The sequence below is a fragment of the Mucilaginibacter gotjawali genome, from assembly GCF_002355435.1.
Lineage (GTDB): Bacteria > Bacteroidota > Bacteroidia > Sphingobacteriales > Sphingobacteriaceae > Mucilaginibacter > Mucilaginibacter gotjawali.
In genome coordinates this window covers 914,583-935,888 of the sequence record NZ_AP017313.1, presented here as the reverse complement: position 1 = coordinate 935,888, position 21,306 = coordinate 914,583, and the positions used below count along the sequence as shown (strand labels likewise).

Sequence of the window (21,306 nt, the reverse complement as noted above, 5' to 3'; positions counted from 1 at the left end):
TCTCCCCTGGAGAGGGTTGGGTGAGGCTTCACACACATTAAAATTAAAACGATGTTTAAAAAATTTATAGAAAGACCGGTACTCGCTACCGTCATCTCCATACTGCTGGTAATCCTCGGGCTGCTAAGCCTGTTTAAATTACCCTTACAGCAGTTCCCGGATATAGCGCCACCGGCGGTGCTGGTAACCGCGGTTTATCCCGGCGCCAATGCCGAAACGGTACTCCGTTCGGTAGCGCCCTCGCTGGAGGAATCCATTAACGGGGTGGAAAACATGAGCTACATGAGCTCGACTGCAAGTAATGATGGTACTTTAGCCATTACGGTTTACTTTAAGCAGGGCACCAACCCCGACCAGGCAGCCGTGAACGTACAAAATCGTGTGGCACAGGCCACCAGCCAGCTGCCTGCCGAAGTAGTGCAGCAGGGCATCACCACTACCAAACAGCAAAACAGCCTGATCGGTGCGGTGGGTATTTATACCGAAGACCCCAAAAAATACGACCAGACTTTTGTAGCCAACTATGCGCAGATCAATATTATCCCCGAGCTTAAACGGATCCCGGGTGTAGGCTCTGCAAGTATATTCGGCGGGGTGAAGGATTACTCCATGCGGGTATGGCTCAATCCAAACCAGATGGCCGCTTATAAGATCACCCCGGCCGAGGTAATGGCCGCCATACAGGATAAAAACCTGGAGGCTGCCCCCGGTAAGCTGGGCGAAAGAAGCAAGGAGATCTTTGAATATGTGATTAAATACAAAGGCAAGCTTACCAAACCCGAAGAATACGAAAACATTGCCATCCGCGCCAATGCTGATGGTTCTGTACTGCATTTAAAGGATGTGGCCCGTGTTGAACTGGGCGCCTATTCGTATACCAGTTTAACCCGCTTAAATGGTCACAACGGTATCGCAATCGGTATTATCCAGCTGGCGGGTTCAAATGCCAATGAGATCCAGATAGCGGTGGATAAACTGATGGAAAAAGCATCCAAAGATTTCCCCGCAGGTATTAAATACAATAATTTTTATCGAACCAAAACAGCCCTTGATGAATCTATTACCCAGGTAGAGCATACATTGATAGAAGCATTTATCCTGGTATTTCTTGTGGTGTATATTTTCCTGCAGGATTTCCGGTCGACTTTGATACCTGCGATAGCCGTGCCGGTAGCCATTATCGGTACCTTCTTCTTCATGAACCTGTTTGGCTTCACCATCAACCTGCTTACGCTGTTTGCGCTGGTGCTGGCGATAGGCATTGTGGTAGACGACGCGATCGTTGTGGTGGAGGCGGTGCATGCCAAAATGGAGCACAAACACCTCGCCCCAAAACCGGCGACAGTTGAAGCGATGCACGAGATCACCGGCGCAATCATTTCCATCACTTTAGTAATGGCTGCCGTATTTTTACCGGTTGGTTTTATGACGGGGTCGACAGGGATCTTTTACCGGCAGTTTGCCTTTACCATGGCCATCGCCATTATGATCTCGGCGGTTAACGCCTTAACGCTTAGCCCGGCATTGGCCGCGCTGTTTTTAAAAGACACCCATGCCGATAAAAGAAACGGCACCGTTAAACAAGGGTTTAAACAACGTTTCTTCACCGGTTTTAACAGCAGTTTTAACACCATAACCAACCGCTATGTGGGTGGATTAAAGTTCCTGGTGAAAAATAAATGGGTGGGTATTGCCGGGCTTATTTTGATCACTGCAGCCACCGTTTTGATGGTAAGGAACACCAAAACAGGTTTTATCCCTACCGAGGACCAGGGCTTCGTTGCTATCGCTGTAAATACACCTTCGGGCACTTCGCTGGATGGTACATCCAAAGTAATGCAGCAGGCCGAAAATACCGTTGGTAAACTGGAAGCGGCCAGGTTTGTAACCTCCTTACCCGGTTTCAACTTGCTCACCAACTCTACCAGTCCATCATCTGCCGTATTTTTTGTGTTATTGAAGAAACCGGATGAAAGAGGTAAAGTAAAGGACATCAACGCCATTATGGACCAGATCAGGGGCCAGCTGGGCCAAATAACCGGGGGAAGTTTCTTTGTTTTCAGCTTCCCTACCGTACCGGGCTTTAGCAATGTGGAGGCTCTGGATATGGTGCTGCAGGATAAAACCGGCGGTCAGCTGGACAAGTTCAGCGGCGTAGCCAACAATTTTATTGGCGCGCTGATGAAGAAACCGGCCGTAGCCTATGCATTTACCTCCTTTAAAGCGGATTACCCGCAATTACAATTAGAAGTGGATGATGAAAAAGCAAACCAGCTGGGTGTAAATGTAAAGGACATACTTGAAACCATGCAGGCCTATTTCGGAAGTGCGCAGGCTTCGGATTTTAACCGGTTTGGTAAATATTACCGGGTAATTGTGCAGGCGGATATCGCCGACAGGACAGATCCTTCGTCTATCGACCGGGTTTTTGTAAAAAGCAAAACCGGCGACATGGTGCCCATCAACACACTGGTAAAGCTAACCCGGGTTTACGGTTCCGAAACGGCATCAAGGTTTAACCTGTTCAATTCGATCGAAATCAACGCCATACCAAAACCGGGTTATAGCTCGGGCGATGCGATCAGGGCAATTGAAGAGGTCGCCAAAGAGCAGCTGCCATCAGGCTTTGCCTATGAATTTACCGGGCAAACCCGCGAAGAGATCTCATCCGGCGGGCAATCGGTCATCGTATTTATCCTGTGTTTGATATTTGTTTACTTCCTGCTTTCGGCGCAATACGAAAGCTACATCCTGCCACTGGCGGTGATCCTGTCTATCCCAACAGGCGTGTTTGGCGTATTTGCGGTGCTGGGCCTTACCGGGATTGAAAACAACATCTACGTACAGGTAGCGCTTATCATGCTGATCGGGCTGCTGGCCAAGAACGCCATCCTTATTGTGGAATTTGCGGTACAACGACGCAAGGCGGGGCATCAATTGGTAGCCTCGGCTATTGAAGCGGCAAGGTTACGGCTCCGCCCAATCCTCATGACCTCGCTGGCCTTTGTTTTCGGCCTGTTCCCTATGAGCATTGCCACCGGTCCTTCGGCGCAGGGTAACCACTCCATCAGTATCGGCGCAGCCGGGGGTATGGTTGCGGGAGTGATTCTTGGGCTGTTTATCATCCCGGTATTGTTCGTCATCTTCCAGCATTTGCAGGAGAAAGTTACCGGCGTGCCACTAGCGGTGTTGCACCGGCAAAAAGCGGATGACAGCGCAAATAATGTGGATGTGTTGGCTTTGCAGGGAGAGTATAGTAAGGGATGATTTTCATCGCCAATAGCGATGGGTTAGAAAAACTAAGTGTCCGAAACGTTTAAAAAGGCGGCGGCCTCGTGCGATTCCCCTCTTGAGAGGGGGCGGAGGGGTGTGTCGGGAACGTAAGGGTGGAGGTTCGTTTTAGAGCAAAGTTCGTTAACACACCCCATGCCCCTCTCAAGAGGGGAACCGATCACACAAGGCCAAAAGCTAAGGCGACCAGGTTTCGAGCACCCTTGGTTTAAAACCCATCGCTTTAGTAGAATTTTACAAATTAAAAATCACACAAATGAAAAATAACATAATCAGTCTCGCTTTTATCCTGTTGATATTAAGCGCCTGTAAAGTTTCAAAAGATATTGAAACGCCTAAACCTGCCCTGCCCGATCATTTCGGCAGCGCGGCTGCGGCAAGCGATACCAGCAGCATCGCAGATATCAGCTGGAAGAATTTCTTTACCGACCCGGTTTTGCAAAAGCTGATCGACAGCGCTATTGCTAAAAACTACGATATGCAGATCGCCCTAAAAAATATGGAGGCGTCGCAATTATTATTCAAACAGGTAAAGTGGAACAATGTACCGCAGGTGGACCTGAATGTCACCGCCAACACCAACCGTCCATCAAACAACAGCCTTACCGGGCTCAGTTTAAGCCAGTACAATATCGGCACCAACCATATCGAAGACTACTCGGCCAATGTGGCTGTTTCGTGGGAGGCAGATATCTGGGGGAAAATCCATAACCAAAGCAAAGCAGCTTTAGCTGCTTACCTGCAAACTGTTGAGGCTAAAAAGGCTATCCAAACTACCCTCGTGTCCAATATTTCGCAGGGTTATTATAACCTGCTGATGCTGGACGCTCAACTGGATATCGCCCATAAAAATGTACTGCTAAACGACAGCACGCTGCGCATTATCCGGCTGCAATATGATGCAGGGCAGGTAACTTCGCTGGCTGTACAACAAGCCGAAGCACAGGAACAGACCGCTGCACAATTGGTGCCCCAGTTTGAACAAAACATCAGCATCCAGGAAAATGCCCTTCGTATTCTCACCGGCGAATTGCCCGGCAGGGTTGAGCGTACCGCCATCCTTGATCAAATGGTTACCCCGGCTAATGTTTCGGCCGGGTTACCTGCCAACCTCGTAAGTCGCCGCCCAGACGTCAAAAGCGCCGAACTTGCCCTGGTTACGGCCAATGCCAATGTCGGCATCAACAAAGCCGCCATGTATCCTGTTTTAAATATTACAGCAACCGGCGGCGTCAATTCGTTTAAAGCAAGTAACTGGTTTAATATGCCGGCATCCTTGTTTGGCATTGTGGCAGGCGGCATCGCACAGCCCCTGCTTGAACACAAAAAATTAAAAACCCAATACGATGTAGCGCAGGTTGAACGCGAAAAAACCGTACTGCAATTCCGTCAGTCAGTTTTAAATGCGGTGGGCGAAGTATCGGACGCAATGGTGAAAATTGAAAAGCTAAAGCAGCAGCAAAACATCGCTGCCAGCCGGGTAAATACATTACAGCATGCTACTGCCAATGCCAACCTGTTATTTAAAAACGGCATCGCCAATTACCTGGAAGTGATTACCGCCCAAAGTAACGTATTACAAGGTGAGCTTGAACTGGCATCGATAAAAAGTGAAGAATTAAGCGCAGTGGCTGAACTTTACAGGTCTCTAGGCGGCGGGTGGAAGTAACCCCGGCCTATGATTCAATTATGTTTAAAAATCCCTTGACCAATTGGTTGAGGGATTTTTTTATGATTTGCCGATCCATCTCAGGCGGGCAATGGCAGTGTAAAACTAAAACTGCTGCCTTCGCCCGGCTCACTGGTAATAGTAAACCTGCCATTATGTTTTTTGACAATTTCGGACGCAATAAACAGACCCAAGCCGACGCCCTGGAAAAGCATAGCCGTTTCACTTACCCTGTAAAAACGCTGAAATAATTGATCGATCTCGTGTTTTGCAATCCCAATACCAAAATCCTGCACGGTCACCACCAGGTCGCCCGATTCAATTTTAGCTTTTACCAATACCTTGCCGGCCTCAGGAGAATATTTGATGGCATTAGTTAACAGGTTAATCAGTACCTGTTCAATTCTGAACTGGTCGCCGGCGTACAGGATATCTGCCGAATTTTCCAGCATAATCTCATGGTTGTTTGCCGTAAGCTGGATATTGGCTATACTGTTGGTGAGTGCATCCGGGAAATAAAACGCCGCGATATTCAGGTCTATCTGGCCTGAGTTGATCTTGGTTACATCCAGCAGGTCCGCAATTAGTTTTTCAAGCCGTTTAATGCTATGGCCGGCATTTAAAATAAATGGATAATGTTTATTGGCCCGGTCAGTTGTTTTTTCAAGCAGCTGGTTTATGGCTTTTATATTGGTCAATGGTGTCTTGAATTCATGACTAACCATATTAAAGAATTCATCTTTCTTTGCCTCTGCAGCCGCCCGTCTTGTTTTTTCCTGCTGTTGGATCAACAGCTCACGGTTAGCAATAATCAGTTCAGCAGCGCGTTTTGCTTTTTCTTCATCCTGGTAACCCAACTCTTTCAGCGCAATAATCAATTCGGCCGCCCGTTTCTCTTTTTCGCCGTTTTGGTAAGTCAATTCTTTATTGGCAATGATCAGCTCATTTGCCCGTTTTTCTTTTTCTTCATTTTGAAAAATCAACTCCAGGTTGGCGATGATCAGTTCCGCCGCGCGCTTTTCCTTTTCACCATTTTGATAAAGCAGCTCCTTGTTGGCGATGATCAGTTCGGCCGCCCGTTTTTCTTTTTCTGCATTCTGGAAAACCAGTTCGGTATTAGCTAACAGTAACTCCGCTGCACGTTTTTCCTTTTCCTCATTTTGAAAAAGCAGTTCCTTGCCGGCGATGATCAATTCAGCGGCACGTTTGCCTTTTTCTTCGTTCTGAAAATCAAGTTCCCTGTTAGCAATGATGAGTTCCCTGGCGCGGTTAAGTTTCTCCCTGTTTTGAAATTCCAGCTCAATATTCGCCAGGTTAAGTTCAGCAGCGCGCTTTTTCTTTTCTTCGTTCTGAAAATCCAGTTCAATATTCGCAAGGATAAGCTCTGCTTCCAGTCTTGCTTTTTCTTCGTTGGCTATCACCAATCGTTCTGAAAGCTCATTCCTGCCCATCATAATCCTCTTTTTAAATAAAGGCTATCCCCCCTGTCCGAACAGGCCGATAGCCAAAGTGTAAAGCTGATTTTGAGATGCTAAGCGCAAAAAAACCGGAACTGCGCAATATAGCACAATAAACATGCCCCGATAGATCTATTAATTAAATGACTATCAACAGGCAAAAAAACACACCCTTTGCTAACCGGGATTATTAAAAATGTTTACCAAAAAGCAAATTAAAATACATTACAAATTTTACAATTGCCAGTCTATTGTTTTTGTTACTTTGGCGTCTTATATCTTTGATATTTAAAACTAAAATATCCGGGTTTTAATCTGTTAGAATTTTTACTGTATTCATATACCTTACCCTGTTCTGTAATGAAAAAAAAACTAGCTAAATCGTTTTTATTACGTACTGTAAAACCGCTTTTATTTAAAATACGATGCTTAGTTTTGGCTCTCTTTTTATTAGTTACCTGTGCCTATGGGCAGGCAAAGTTAAAGGCGAAAACAAAACTGCAAGCGGGGAAATTTAGCGCTATTGAAACCACCTTTAAAAACATCCCGGATTCCGTTCAAACAAGTATCTATTGGTATTGGATCTCAGGTAATATCTCCAAAGAGGGTGTTGTTAAAGACCTGGAAGCCATGAAAAAAGTGGGGATCAACCGGGCCTTTATCGGCAATATTGGCCTGGATAACGTGCCCGGTGGTAAAGTAAAAATGTTTACCGACGAATGGTGGGACATTTTGCACGCGACGCTAAAAGCGGCAACACGCCTCAATATTCAGATCGGTATCTTTAACGGGCCGGGCTGGAGCCAATCCGGCGGGCCGTGGGTAAAACCGGGCCAGTCTATGCGTTATTTAACCTCCTCACAGGTTACTGTTCAGGGGCCAATGGCATATCATCAAAAACTCACTCAGCCGCAAAAAGAATTCCAGGATGTTAAAGTGCTGGCCTACCCTGTGCCTGCTGGTTATGACGCTGCCATAGGTACGCAGCTGTCTTCTATACCGGCAATTGATTCGCTGAGCAATTTAACGGATAATAATACGGCCACGGCCATACATCTGCATAACGGGCAGCAGTTTTCGCTGGAAATCAGCAAAACAACACCCGATACCTTGCGGAGCATCATCATTAACACAACGCAGCAGGCCGTGTACCTGGAAGGCGACGTACAGGCCAAAATAAACGGCGCATACGTCACCATAAAACACTTCGCCATTGACCGTACAAACCCTGCGTTAAATACAGGTTTTACGCCATGGGGGCAGGCGGCTATATCCATCCCCGCAAGCACGGCAACCAGCATCAGGCTGGTGTTTACCAGTATCTCCAATGATTGTGGCATTACGGAGTTAAAGCTCTCATCAACCCCGATGGTAGAGGATTATATCGAAAAAACGCTGGCAAAAATGTGGCCCACCCCACACCCTTTCTGGCAAAACTACCAGTGGGCGCCGCAACCGGACGAAGCCTCGAAATATATCATCGACCCTGATAAAGTAATTGATATTTCAAGCTACATGGCGGCGGATGGTACGCTTAACTGGCAGGTGCCCACCGGTAACTGGATCATTGAACGCACCGGGATGACGCCCACCAATGTTACCAACAGCCCTGCGCCGCCCGAGGGCCAGGGTTTGGAAATTGACAAAATGAGCAAGGCACACGTGGCGGAACATTTTAACGCTTTTTTAGGCCAAATCCTTAAACGCATCCCGGCGGAGGACCGCAAATCATTTAAGGTAGCCGTTGAAGATAGCTACGAAACCGGGAGCCAGAACTGGACCGATAATTTGATCGCCGAATTCAAACAAAAATACAATTACGATCCAACGCCGTATATACCCGTTTTACAGGGAAAGGTGGTGGGCAGCGAAGACCAGTCCGATCGTTTTTTATGGGACTTAAGGCGGCTGGTAGCCGATGATGTTTCCTTTAAATATGTGGGTGGTTTGCGCGAGATCAGCCACAAAAACGGGTTAACCACCTGGCTGGAAAATTATGGCCACTGGGGCTACCCCGGCGAGTTTTTGCAATATGGCGGGCAGTCGGACGAGGTAGGCGGGGAGTTTTGGAGTGAGGGAGATTTGGGAGATATAGAAAACCGCGCGGCTTCTTCATCCGCCCATATTTATGGAAAAATCAAGGTATCTGCCGAATCGTTCACAGCGGCAGGCGCCCCGTTTTACCGGTACCCGGCTATGTTTAAAAAACGCGGCGACCGCTTTTTTACCGAAGGTATCAACAACACCCTGCTGCATGTTTATGTCTCGCAGCCAAAAGATGATATAGGGCCGGGGGTAACCGCCTGGTTTGGCGTTGAATTTAACCGCCTGAATACCTGGTTTTTTGATATGGATGTATTTTTAAAATACATGAAAAGATGCAACATGATGCTGCAGCAGGGCCAATATGTAGCCGACGTGGCCTACTTTATTGGCGAAGATGCGCCAAAAATGATCGGGGTTACCGATCCGGCGCTGCCGCAGGGATACTCATACGACTATATCAACGGCGATGTGATCAAACAAAAGCTAACCGTAAAGGATGGAAAACTGGTGCTGCCAAACGGCATCAGCTACAGCATCCTCGTGCTGCCAAAACTCCGCACCATCCGTCCCGAACTGCTGGCAAAAATTAAAGAGCTGGTAAAGCAGGGGGCAGTAGTTTTAGGACCAAAACCCGACAGGTCGCCCAGCCTGGCCAATTACCCGGCAGCTGATCAGCAGGTGCAAAGCCTTACGGCCGAACTTTGGGGTAATGTTGATGGGGTAACCACAAAAGTTAATCATTATGGCAAAGGCATGGTAATTAGCGGCATGGATATGCAGCAGGCACTGGACCTGGTAAAAGTTCAACCCGACCTTAAAATAACCAAGAGTGACTCCATCCTTTTTATCCACAGGCAACTGAAGGACGGTTCGATCTATTTTGTGTCGAACCAAAAATATACGCCTGTAAATATTTCAACGGCCTTCCGCATCACCGGCAAAAGCCCTGAATTATGGAATGCCGTTACCGGCACCGGGCGTATGCTGCCCGCATACAGCCAAAGCGGAACCACTACCTCTGTACCGTTGCAGTTGGAGCCCTTTGAAAGCGCGTTTGTGATCTTCAGGAAAAATGGAACAAAGGGAGATACCAGCAGATCAAATTATCCGTCGCCCACCAAAACCATTGGCATTACGACACCATGGATAGTTAATTTTGATAAGGCTATGCGCGGCCCGGCAAAGCCCGTAGTGTTCAATACGCTAACCGACTGGTCGCTTAATGCGAATGACAGCATCAAATACTACTCGGGCCCGGCGTTTTATCATAATACTTTTAAAATAGGCAAACTTACCCCTGGTGCTCATTATATCATCGACCTTGGCCTTGCCAGGGCGATTGCCAAAGTAACCGTTAACGGCATGGCAGTAGGCGGCGCATGGACGCCACCTTACCAACTGGATATTACCAAAGCACTTAAGCCAGGCATCAATAAAATCGAGATAAAAGTAGTGAATACCTGGATGAACCGGCTGATTGGCGACAGCAAGCTGCCTGCGGATCAAAGAAAGGTTTCGGCCACTTTCGGGCCTGATCCGAAGTCGGGGTTGGAATCGTCAGGGCTTTTAGGGCCGGTGAAGATTGAGATGATTAAATATTGAGGTGAGGGGCTTTGAAGTTGCGATGAAAATGTGTCGTCGCTATCGAAGCAGTGCAGCTGCATATGTGCCGTGTGTGCCAACGGAGCATTAATGAAATTTATAATGTCCTTTGCACGCCAAAAATGTTACTAAATTATTATCCAATGTATAACTGAGTCGATCTGCCTGAGTCACCCTTTTTGAGGCTTCTTTGCCCCTATACTTTAAGTTTTCTGTTTGTCCCATGCCCCCTGTAAAAGGATGTACCTCAACATCCTTTAATAACTGCAATAAGTACTTGTATTTATCGGTGTCGTTAGTTTTCCATTCGAAAAATTGCACCAAAAATTCCGGGGAAAATACAATGGAATACTTTGTGTAGTTTAAATATTTTTTTATTTCTTCTTCCGTAGTTAACTCACTCGGTAAAAAGTTATCCGCCCATTCGGAAAGCTCTTTGGCATCAACGTCCGTTTCTAAACAGATGTTATAAACAATCAAAATAGCATTTTCGATTTCATTTTCACTGGACTTTAATATTGATATCTTCTTTTTTCTCCAAAATGGATGGGAGTTTAAGCTTACAGCCGGTGACGATTTAATAAACGCTACCGGCAAGCCCAATGGGGATGCTTTCGTCGGAACATCCTCATCGATAATTTCGTATTTACTTGAATAGAACATGTTTAATTCATCGTCTTCTAAGTCGTCTATGAATGGGGACTTACAAAGATCGACGATGAGGTTCTTATATGTTTGATTACTGAAATTTGAAACCACTTCATAAAAGTTTCGCTTTAAAGTAACTTGTTGGTCATGGTGATTTAGCGGAAAGCGAATATGATTGAATCCATATCTCTCTTTTGCTTTTTTGAATGTCTTAATCAATTGATAAAATCTTTCCTCGGCAATACTTTCGTTTTCCGCCAACGGGAGAAATGATAATTCATTACAAATTAGTTGCATAGAGTAATTAAATAAGTTTCAATAATTGATTACTCCATTCGTCTAAGAAGTTTTTAGGATAGTCACTTAACTCTCCATTTTCGTCTACCTTAATAGAAATCATTTTTGTAAATTGTTCTTCATTTTCTGTAATTCTTTCGAAATAGGAGATACCTACGTTACTCTTCTCGACTAGTTTCTCTTTTATTGCAACACGGATTCCATTTAAAATATGGTCGCTATGTGTTTCAATTATGCACTGGGTACCTGATTGCGCGGACAACGCAATTAGTTTTCCTAATTCAGACTGCCCTCTTGGATGAATGTGAGATTCTGGGTTCTCGATTATAAGAAGTTTATCTTGTTTCGTGGATAGTAAAGCCACAATCACAGGAAGAACATATGACAATCCAAAACCGACATTCTTTGGTCTAAAACGGCTTGTATATAAAGATCCCGCTTCGAATTGAAAATCTAACAAGACCTTATCTGTACCGGGAATTTCAGTTGTATTAAGTTTCACGCCAGGTGTTATCTCACCTAACCACGCATCAACTTGATGAATTAATACACTCGATTTTGCTTTCGGATGATGTAAGGACTTGTCGCTAACTTTTTCGTTCCCGAAAGTATTTAAATAATGTACTGCAAGTCTTCCGTCTGATCCAATCTGTCTATCATTTATCACTTCCGAATATGATGTTTGATAGTCAGTCTGAGGCCCTATGCGCTCTGCCCGTAGATATTGAAAGTTGGCATTGAATAACGAATAGGTATTTAGAATATTAAAATCATAATTTTGATCACTTTGCAGATAATTGCTTTCAGGATTATATTTAAAAGCCCATTTTAATGGTTCTTGTTCTGTAAATTCGAAGTCGAATTCAATTGTTTCATTGACACTATATTGGTACATCGCATCTTTGCCTTTACCGATTTCAGTTAAATAATCGTTTAAACTAAGATTTCCTCTATATATGTCCCTGCTTTGCCTAAGCAGCAATATAGTTTGAATAAGCGAAGATTTGCCCATTCCATTCAACCCCATCAATATACATAACTGCCTAGCATCGAACCTTATCTTTTTTAAAGATTTGAAATTTCTTATTTCAATTTTTGAAATCATTATTTTAAAGTTTCTTTTATCAAATTTTCAATTGTAGTATAACGGTATAAAACCTTGGTTTTATCTCCTGTGCTTGCAGTAACCGCTGCAACGAACGTTTCATCACTGTTCATTAGCTTCACAAAATTGTCAAATATTGTATCTCTTCGTATCTTTATTATTTTGCGTTGCTCATCCGAAAGCTTAGCTAGTTCAACACTCCATACTTCGAAAAGTGCTTTATTTATTGGTTTAAGCCTTTCATTTTTATTAAACACTTTTCGAAAAGCCCAATGAGAAAATATTTCCTTGGCTAATTTCATGCTTTTGACGAAGTTGGATTTCACATCAGTCCTTTGATCAGAGCTGAGCGTCTTTAATTCTCCCATTTTTTGGCTCATATATGTATCCAAATCGGGTTTATATTCGGAAATAGGTTTTATGTAAAAACTCACAAATCTAGTGACAAATTCTCTGTCAAGCATTCTATCAGATTTGATTTTTCCGGAAGTTGCACTTATAAATTCCGGACTTGATGCAAGTTCTGCAACAAACTTTGCCGGGATGCCTTGATTAAGTGCGTGACGAATTTCTTGAGGTTCCATTAACAACCCACCTGTGTTTACTCTTTGAAAAATATTAAATTTCACCTCTTCAGGAGTTCCCGGATTTATGATATATGCTACAATTTGAGTTTCTTCAATTTGTCTTTGCAACGTTCTAGGTAACTCATCAAATGATTTATTTTTTAAATTGTGTAAAAACTCTAGCCCTACCAATCTTAAAGACTTAGTGACCATGAAATTTCGAAAAGAACTCAATCTTTGTAGGCCGTCGACAACTAGCCATTTATTGTCGTTAGTCCCGTCGAAATAAAATGCTGGCAGCGGAAAACTTATTAAAATGGATTCGATCAGTCGGCTTTGCTTGGCGGGATCCCATAAATCATCCTTTCGCTGAAAATCTGGATAAAGATCAATTTCTGGCGGCTTAGCGGCCAGTCTCTTCACAATTAAGTCAATTGACAATGTTTTCTGTTTAATATCGATTTTCTTCGGATCAAATGGTTTTTCCATTAATAGGTTGGCGCCAATATCTTCCTTTTCGATTTCGTCTTCAGCTATGAAATTCTCTTCACTCATGGATTTCAGATCAATACAATTAAAACAATTATACTATAATTATTCGATCAGAGCGTTGCCCTTAAATATTTATATACAAACTTATTCTAATATTTCAGTATTGAATAGGCTAATTTGATTTTACTATCAACTTCGAGGGCTTTGGTCGATTCAATGAAAGATTCGCATATGGATAAGAAAATTCAATAGCTTTGGATAAATTTGGATAAATAACGTTTGGCCCTAGTAAAGAAAAACGTTTGGCCCTAGTAAAGAAAAAAGAAAAGTCTAATATAAATACAGAGATTTTCCCTACCGCCTCACCGCCCAGGCCAATCCATCCGCCCCTTTTACGTCAATATGCCCGCTAACTTCCAGGGTTTTCAGGTCGATAACCGCTACGTAGTTATCCCCGGTACAGCCGATAAATGCACGCGAGCCATCGTCATCCATCAGGATCCCTGCTGCGCCTTTGCCGGTGTTCAACTTTTTGATGAGTTGGTGGCTTGCTGCGTCAAATACAAACAGATCGCCTGTGCGCAGGCTGCTTACCAGCACACGCTTGCCATCAGGCGTAAACTTAAGGCGGTTGGCGCCAATGGCCTTTGCATCAATTGTAGTGGCTAATTTATTAGCGGCAAGGTTGATCACCGCTATGGTGCCGTCATCAGACGCAGCAGTCCATAATTCCTTACCGTCCGGCGAAACGTCAAACCCTTCGGAACCGGTAGATACGGGGATGAGCGTTTGTACCCAGTCGTGGTGCGGTGGCGGCGTAAAACCATTAGGGAACGGCCTTGAAACGATGAGGCTATCCTGCAAAATACTTACGGTGCCCGAAGCAACGTTGGTGGTGTACACGCGTTTGCCACCCGGCACAACATAGATCATGTGCGTGCGGCTTTGGCCCGTGCCCATCACCCAATCGAATTTACCGCTTGCAGGATCATACCTGCCAACGGTTTTGGTGCCTTCGGCGGTGAACCACACTTTGCCGTCAACAAAGGTAATACCATGCGGACCCATCATCGGGCGGGTATCAATGGTTGGTAAAGCTTTCTGCCCTACCAGGTCAATCACATTCAGTTCATGCATGCTGCCGCCCCCGTAGATGGTAACATAAGCAGTTTTTCCATCAGCAGAAGCCACCACCTCATGCGGATCAGAACCTACCGGAACTGTGGCGATTACTTTCAGGCTAACCGGGTCGATGATCGCCAAAACATGATCGCCTTTCGAAAGGGCAAGCAATGTGCGGGCAGGTGTTGCCTGCGCAGCGCAATTATTGGCGGTATAAACCAGGGTGCACATTAGTAAACCAGCAGCGAGTACCCTGATGAGACGGGGTTTTATATTTTTCATGGTAGGAATAATTTATAGATCGATACTTTAAAGTTAATAATGGTTTTAATAAGGACCAAGCTATAATACCCCGTTAAGCTGCATCCTGTTTTTTTCCTTCGCAATCGATAGTAACGGTTATATCGTTGGACAGGATCATGCTTTCGCTGCCCACCCCAAAATCAAGCCTGTTTATTTTAAAGGTACCCTTAAACCCACTGGTATTGTCCTTATCCAAAAACGTAAAGGGCATTTCAATTTGCTTTGTTTTATCTTTAATGGTAAGGATAAAAGTGCCGGTATAATTGTTGCCGCTTTTATGTTTAAACGCTACGGATTTGAGCGAGATTTTTGCAAAGCGGGCCACATCAAAAAAATCCGCACTCCGCAAGTGCTCGTCGCGACTGGAATTGTCAGTATTGATCGTATTTACATCAACCGATGCTTCTATACTGCTGGTGCTGAGATTGGCAGGGATAAAATTGACTTTGGCTGCCAGCCCGCCAATGGATCCCCCGGTATTAATACCCAGGTTTTTAATTTCGAACGTGATGGACGAGCGGGTAACAGGAGTTTGTGCGTTTGAGCCCGCTTGTGAACTTTGATTACCCGGCAATTTGGCGGCAACGCTTAAAGCGATTACAATAAGCATGCTGATATTTATGGTAAGTCGATTTTTAAAATGCATAAAACTTTTCTTTCAGTGTCCGAAGTTAATCACCTCATATATCAATTTTTTTTAAAATCGACCCCGGCCGGGAATTTATCGACAGGGGGAAGATTTTAGGCGATTAGTTTTTCTGCCTCAGGGTTGTCATCGCCTAAAACCCGTATCCTATCGACATAAACCCTTTTTTTAACGATGAAAGCGCGATTATGCTTAAATCCAGCGCTAATCCATTAAAAAAAGCCCGTAGTCGACTTTTAACCCCTCATAGTCTATTCCATTTTAATCTTTTCATTTGATGCTGTTTATTCGTGCCGGAATAACAACAATAAACATGGAACTACAGGCAACCGCGGTTTTAGCGTCCGTTAATGCAAACCGCACCAAAAAATACTCCTCAGGAATGCGCATATGGCACTGGCTAAACGCACTGGTAATCGCTGGCTCATTATTAACAGTGCTGGTTAACTCCACGGTGTTAAAACCATGGACAAACGCCGGTTTGATTGCAGATAAGCTGGGTGAAAACGGGGTAAAAATATCGGAAGAACAGGCGAAACCTGTGGCTTTTGCCCTGAGCGATAAAGTATGGGCATTACACACGTATTTGGGCTATGCACTGGCAGCATTGTTTGTATTGCGCATCCTGCTCGAATTTTTTGAAGTAGCTGATAAAAAACTGATCCGGAAGATCAGGGCTGCAAAAGCAGCTTTTCAACTGAGGCAGGAAAACCGGGTTGCATCCCGTAACGAAATGCTGGTTAAAACGTCATATGCATTGTTTTATGTTTTGTTGCTGGTGATGGTTGTTACCGGGCTGGCACTGGCTTTCAGGGATGATATTGCCGCACTTAAAAATATGCATTTTTTAAGGGATATCCATGAGTTTACTATGTACCTGATCCTGGGCTTTATTTTTATTCACCTGGCCGGGGTGGTTTTGGGCGAACGAAAGGGCCACAAAGGGGTGGTGTCTGACATGATCAACGGTGGATAATCTGTATCGCAAATGTTACTGCATTTAAAACACAAAACGACGTTAAAGGTTGATGGTATAACTATTTTTAAATTAAATCCCGACATGTTAAAAAAACCAATCACATTATTATCCGGGGCTTTATTGCTGCTCCTGGTAATGGCCAGTGCCACACCCCCGCTCAAAACAAATAAGCTATATGTCTCTGACTATGAGAACGTGCTGGGCACTTCCATGGAAATAAAAATCGCAGCGAACACGGAGCCCAACGCATCAAAAGCGGAAGACGCCGCGCTGGCCGAAGTGGACAGGCTGAATATGATCCTGAGCGGCTATAACCCATCCAGCGAATTCAGCCGGTGGATGAAAGCGGATAAAAAGCCTGTAGTTGTTTCGGCAGCGCTTTATGAAGTACTATCGCTTTTTGAACAATGGCGCATTAAAAGCAACGGCGCGCTGGATGCCTCGGCCGAAACTATTACGAAGGTATGGCGCAATGCGGCCAAACAAAACCGCCTGCCATCATCCGATGAAATTGCAAATGCGGTAAAAATGGTACAACAGCAGCATTATATATTAAATGCACAAAACCACACCGCGCAACGCCTGGATGATGCGCCGCTGATCCTGAACTCCTTTGCGAAAAGTTATATCATGAACAAGGCTGCTAATGTGGCTATGACAACAGCAGGCGTAAACGGCCTGGTGATTAATATAGGTGGTGATATTTTGGTACGCGGGCAGCATACCGAACAGGTGCAGGTGAGCAACCCTAAAGCGGATGCCGAAAATGATGCGCCGGTTGCCAGGGTACAGGTAAGCAATAAAACTATTGCTACCAGCGGCAATTACCGCCGCGGCGAATTGATAAATGGTAAATGGTATTCGCATATTGTTGACCCCCGGACCGGTATACCGGCTGGTGAGGTGATCAGCTCAACCGTAATCGCCGATAAAGCTACCGATGCCGGGGCATTAGCGACCGCGTTAAGCGTACTTAGCCCGGGCGAAGGTAAACTGCTGGTAGCCAAAGTGCCCGGCGCTGAATATATGCTGATCACTGCTGATGGTAAACAATTTGAAAGCGCCGGCTGGAAAAAAGCATTATTGCCCGAAGAAAAACCTGTGCTTACAACAACTACCGCTGTTGCCGGTGATAAAACATGGGATCCTAATTATGAGCTGGCCATCAACCTGGAACTGGCTACCATGGAAGGCATGCGGGTACACCGCCCCTTTGTAGCAGTTTGGGTAGTGGATGCTGATAAAAAACCCGTAAGGCAGATTGCGCTTTGGTACAATAAACCAAGATGGCTGAACGAATTACCTGCCTGGTATGAGGCCTATTACGACAGCTATTCAGCGGGCAGTGCCAGCATCAGCTCAACCACCAGCGCTACCCGTTCGCCGGGGAAATATACGCTCAAATGGGATGGCAGGGATGATAAAGGCAACCTGGTAAAACAAGGCACCTATACCATCAATATTGAATCGGCGCGCGAACATGCCGGCTACCACCTGCTGAGCCAGGATTTTAACCCGAAAAAACCGCAGCACATTGACCTTACCGGCAATGCTGAAGTGGCCTCCGCATCATTTGATTACCGCAAAAAGACTGATGGAAACAATTAACCCGGTGCAGCACAAACCTGTAAAAGACGCGAAGAAGCCAAAATCCGCATGGAAGAAAGGAACCATCACTTTTTCGCGCTGGGTGCATATTTATTTGTCGATGCTCAGCTTTGTAGTGGTGCTTTTCTTCGCTGTAACCGGTCTTACCTTAAACCACGCCGAATGGTTTGATGGCAAACAGGTTGAAAAAAAGTATAAGGGCGCGGTACCTGCAGCATGGGTAAAGGTGCGGGATACTGCACAGATCAAAAAGCTGGAAATTGTGGAGCTGCTGCGTAAAAACTATGGCATCAAAGGTTATGTGAGCGATTTTATCATCCAGGACGACCAGTGTTCTGTATCCTTTAAAGGGCCCGGCTACAGCGCCGACGCCTTTATCAGCCGCAAAGACGGCAAATTTCAGTTAAGCGAGCTGCGGCTTGGCGTAGTGGCCGTACTGAACGACCTGCACAAGGGCCGCGACAGCGGCGCCGGCTGGAGCTGGCTGATCGATGTATCGGCGGTGTTTTTAACGCTGGTATCGCTAACAGGCCTCATAATGCTTTGCTTCCTGAAGAAAAAAAGAGTGAACGGTATCATCCTGCTCATCATTGGCGGCGCAATTTGTTGCCTCATCTACTGGATTTTTGTCCCGTAAATAAAAAGTTCTTTTTCTGTATTGTTTTGTGTAAACAGGGCTACCGTAAAAAGGTCCTGTTTTTTTGTTTGGGAGAGGATGTCGCGATGATTCTTTTAAAACAAACCAAAATCACTTTCAACACGCTGCATGCGGAACGTGTGCAGCCACGCTTATTTTCCCGCAAACTCCGAGGCCAACTTATTTAATACGGCAATGCTGATGGTTTTATCGCCGCTGTTGATCACAATCCGGTACCTGAAGGTTACCGATTCTCCCTTTTTTAGTTTCAGGTTGAGTGAAGATTTACCATTGGTAAAAACCTTTTCGCCAAGCGGGTTGGCAGCAAACAAACCATAGCCACGCGCATGCCAGAAGGTAGGGTAATTGGGGTTTTTAGGGTGATCGATGATTGCAATACTCACCGAGTCGGCCCCCATTTTACCGAATACTTTACACCAAACGCCGCGGGTGCTCCAGGTATCATTGCCCGTTTTGCCCGCGCTGGTGAGGTAGTTACCATTGGCAATATGGTCCGTGCCCCCTTTTACTGTCGTTACGTTACCTTTATTATCCGTCAACTGCTGGTCTTCATTAGCAGGGATTTGCAGTTCATGTGCCAGGCGCAGGCCCAGCATACCATCTTTGGCATCATTAAAAGTAACGTCTGTATCGGCTTTTAAAGTGGTAAAACGATCAATAATGCGCTGGCTCGCACTCGCGCTGAATTCGAAGCGGGTGGCTTCTTCCAGCAATACCTGCTTTTTTTGGTTAACCCAATTGGCATGGTAGGCTAATATACCGGTACTGCCGCTTTTAGTTTCGGTGATGCGATCAGTCCGGATCCAGCCATACAGGCTTTTTTTGTTAGCAGGTATAGCATAGGAGTTGTTCCAGAAATCGAGCCCATTTACATTTTCAAAGTTAAACCAAAGGCCCACATGGTGCGGGTGATCCGTGGGCTCGCCGGCATTGGGCGCCAGGGGAAAACCGCGGGTAACAACAGTACGGTTAGCCGCGCGGATAGGATATAAAACCGGCTTTTCCAGGCTATCCGGATAAAGGAAACTCGTAAAAGGCTGGCCTCCGATAAGGATATCATCCCTGTTTTCAGTGGCCGACTTGACCACCTGCACGTTTTCGCTTTTCTGAGCAAAACACAGGGAAGTTGCAAAAGCCATCGCGATAGCAAAACCCAAACTTCTATACCTTGTCATATAAACATTTTTGGTTCCCAACCCCTGATTCCTGGCGCTAACTAATATTTAAACACTTTGCCATTCGCCATTACTTCCTGCGTCGCTTCATTAAAGGTGGCCTTATAGCCGGTATGCACGGCAGCGTTGGTCATGATATTAGCGATGGAATGGCTGTAACCAGCTTCCACCGGTGCATGGGGTTCCTTGCGGCTGCGCACACATTCCATCCAGTTGCGTACATGGTTGGAGGTAAGCACGTCTCCGCCTGTATTGGCTGAAGCCACCACTTTTTCGGTATTGGCCAGGTCGATCTCCGGCAGCAGATTGGCCTTCATGCCCATGGCTGCGGCCATTTTTTCGGTAAGGCCCCCGGTTGGTGATACTTTATTGGTGATCAGGTTCAACTCACCCCCGTTTGAATAGTAAATCTCGGAGGGATTCTCGTCCCCATTGTGCATCCGCGAAGCAAAAGTAACCTGGAAACCGCTTGATAGATCATCCAAAGGACCATAGTCAAATACCGCCGTTAGGGTATCCCAGTTACGGCGGCCATCCTTCCACATGTAAATACCGCCGTTGGCGGCCACACTGCGCGGGTGTTTGAGCCCGCTAAACCAATGTACCGTATCAATCTGGTGGCTCATCCACTGCCCCGGCAACCCGGATGAATACGGCCAGAAAAGCCGGAACTCTAAATATTTACGCGGGTCAAATTCCTCATAGGGGCGGTTCATGATCCAGCGCTTCCAATCGGTATCTTCTTGTTTTAGGGTGCCTAAAAGGTCAGGCCTGCGCCAGCGGCCCGGCTGGTTAACGTTCCAGGTGAGTTCAACCATAGTGATCGGCCCAAACTTCCCTGAACGGATAAAATCATTCGCCGCATGATAATTGGCCCCGCTCCTGCGCTGTGAGCCGATCTGGACGATCTTACCCGATTCTTTTATCGCTTTCAACGCGGCGCGGTTATCCTCCATGGTTTCGGCGAAAGGTTTTTCTACATAGGCATCGCAGCCGGCCTTTACCGCCTCAATGGCATGCCGCGCATGCTGAAAATCGGCGGTGCTGATAAATACGGCATCTATGGTTTTACTGTCATACAATTCTTCGTTGTTGCGGTACGCCCTTACCTCGTTCTGCATTTTTGCTTTCCAGGTAGCAGCGCCTTCTTCACGGCGTTTGCTCCAGATGTCGGATACCGCAACCACTTCAAAGTTAAGCTCCTTGTAATGATTCATAAAGCTGGGGATATGCGAACTTTTGTGCCTGTCGCTAAACCCTATTACACCCACCCGCACCCGGTCATTAGCGCCGATAATGCGTTTGTAGCTTGCGGCGCTCCAGCCGGTTTTTGCCAGCAATACACCGGTACCGGCCAATGCAGCCTGTTTGATAAAAATTCGACGCGATTTTTCCATAATATAGGTGCTTACCTTCCTGAAGAATTGACAATTGGTTGTAAGATCAGCACACCGGCTGAATAAATCAAATATCAACCAAATTGCTCGAAAACGCTACTGCTTTTTTAATCTTGTGTATAACAATGATGCTACATTCCATCAGCTTGCAGGTAACTGCAACCAGTGCAACTATCTGCGAAATTGACGACGGCAATTTAACCCCAGGCAGCCAATATTAAACCCCTCCTGTTTTGATCTATTAT

General features: G+C 45.6%; 14 protein-coding genes. 6 read left to right on the top strand and 8 right to left on the bottom strand.

The genetic code is table 11. From position 1 onward, the window contains the following. Positions 1-51 precede the first annotated feature (51 nt). Positions 52-3,267 carry an efflux RND transporter permease subunit gene (locus tag MgSA37_RS04200; protein ID WP_096349995.1) on the top strand — a complete coding sequence of 1,072 codons (3,216 nt, stop codon included), beginning with the start codon at positions 52-54 and terminating at the stop codon, positions 3,265-3,267. 280 nt (positions 3,268-3,547) lie between these two features. Next, positions 3,548-4,960, top strand: a complete 1,413-nt coding sequence (locus tag MgSA37_RS04195) for an efflux transporter outer membrane subunit (RefSeq protein WP_096349994.1) — start codon at positions 3,548-3,550, stop codon at positions 4,958-4,960. A gap of 80 nt (positions 4,961-5,040) precedes the next feature. Here MgSA37_RS04195 and MgSA37_RS04190 read toward each other — a convergent pair whose 3' ends face one another. Beyond that, positions 5,041-6,414: an ATP-binding protein gene (locus MgSA37_RS04190; RefSeq protein WP_096349993.1), complete on the bottom strand. Its 1,374-nt coding sequence runs from the start codon at positions 6,412-6,414 to the stop codon at positions 5,041-5,043. A 363-nt stretch (positions 6,415-6,777) separates the two neighbouring features. Here MgSA37_RS04190 and MgSA37_RS04185 point away from each other — a divergent pair, with 363 nt between their 5' ends. Continuing rightward, the gene (locus tag MgSA37_RS04185; RefSeq protein WP_096349992.1) at positions 6,778-10,065 is read left to right on the top strand and encodes a glycosyl hydrolase; all 3,288 of its coding nucleotides are present in this window, start codon (positions 6,778-6,780) and stop codon (positions 10,063-10,065) included. Between the two features lie 87 nt (positions 10,066-10,152). Here MgSA37_RS04185 and MgSA37_RS04180 read toward each other — a convergent pair whose 3' ends face one another. The 5 genes from MgSA37_RS04180 to MgSA37_RS04160 all read right to left on the bottom strand — a co-directional run bounded on the left by MgSA37_RS04180 (position 10,153) and on the right by MgSA37_RS04160 (position 15,208). Further along, on the bottom strand, positions 10,153-10,974 hold the full coding sequence (locus tag MgSA37_RS04180) for a type II toxin-antitoxin system YoeB family toxin (protein ID WP_157750420.1): 822 nt from the start codon (positions 10,972-10,974) through the stop codon (positions 10,153-10,155). Positions 10,975-11,017: 43 nt separating this feature from the next. Next, positions 11,018-12,115: an AAA family ATPase gene (locus MgSA37_RS04175; protein ID WP_096349990.1), complete on the bottom strand. Its 1,098-nt coding sequence runs from the start codon at positions 12,113-12,115 to the stop codon at positions 11,018-11,020. Then, positions 12,115-13,236: a DUF262 domain-containing protein gene (locus MgSA37_RS04170; RefSeq protein ID WP_096349989.1), complete on the bottom strand. Its 1,122-nt coding sequence runs from the start codon at positions 13,234-13,236 to the stop codon at positions 12,115-12,117. The genes MgSA37_RS04175 and MgSA37_RS04170 overlap by 1 nt, the downstream gene beginning before the upstream one ends. Positions 13,237-13,527: 291 nt before the next feature. After that, the gene (locus MgSA37_RS04165; RefSeq protein WP_096349988.1) at positions 13,528-14,577 is read right to left on the bottom strand and encodes a YncE family protein; all 1,050 of its coding nucleotides are present in this window, start codon (positions 14,575-14,577) and stop codon (positions 13,528-13,530) included. Between the two features lie 73 nt (positions 14,578-14,650). Further along, complete coding sequence (locus MgSA37_RS04160) at positions 14,651-15,208, bottom strand: YceI family protein (RefSeq protein ID WP_157750418.1); 558 nt, start codon at positions 15,206-15,208, stop codon at positions 14,651-14,653. 349 nt (positions 15,209-15,557) lie between these two features. Between MgSA37_RS04160 and MgSA37_RS04155 the strand changes: the two genes are divergently transcribed. The 3 genes from MgSA37_RS04155 to MgSA37_RS04145 all read left to right on the top strand — a co-directional run bounded on the left by MgSA37_RS04155 (position 15,558) and on the right by MgSA37_RS04145 (position 18,468). Continuing rightward, positions 15,558-16,220: a cytochrome b/b6 domain-containing protein gene (locus tag MgSA37_RS04155; RefSeq protein WP_096357255.1), complete on the top strand. Its 663-nt coding sequence runs from the start codon at positions 15,558-15,560 to the stop codon at positions 16,218-16,220. 84 nt (positions 16,221-16,304) lie between these two features. Next, positions 16,305-17,831 carry a DUF2271 domain-containing protein gene (locus MgSA37_RS04150; RefSeq protein WP_096357253.1) on the top strand — a complete coding sequence of 509 codons (1,527 nt, stop codon included), beginning with the start codon at positions 16,305-16,307 and terminating at the stop codon, positions 17,829-17,831. Then, positions 17,818-18,468 carry a PepSY-associated TM helix domain-containing protein gene (locus tag MgSA37_RS04145; RefSeq protein WP_197706081.1) on the top strand — a complete coding sequence of 217 codons (651 nt, stop codon included), beginning with the start codon at positions 17,818-17,820 and terminating at the stop codon, positions 18,466-18,468. The genes MgSA37_RS04150 and MgSA37_RS04145 overlap by 14 nt, the downstream gene beginning before the upstream one ends. A 152-nt stretch (positions 18,469-18,620) precedes the next feature. On the opposite strand, the gene MgSA37_RS04140 is transcribed toward MgSA37_RS04145, so the two are convergent. Beyond that, positions 18,621-19,664 (bottom strand): DUF6807 domain-containing protein, encoded by a 1,044-nt coding sequence (locus tag MgSA37_RS04140; RefSeq protein WP_096357251.1) that lies wholly within the window; start codon positions 19,662-19,664, stop codon positions 18,621-18,623. 41 nt (positions 19,665-19,705) lie between these two features. Continuing rightward, positions 19,706-21,061 (bottom strand): Gfo/Idh/MocA family protein, encoded by a 1,356-nt coding sequence (locus tag MgSA37_RS04135; RefSeq protein ID WP_096349985.1) that lies wholly within the window; start codon positions 21,059-21,061, stop codon positions 19,706-19,708. Between the last annotated feature and the right edge of the window lie 245 nt (positions 21,062-21,306).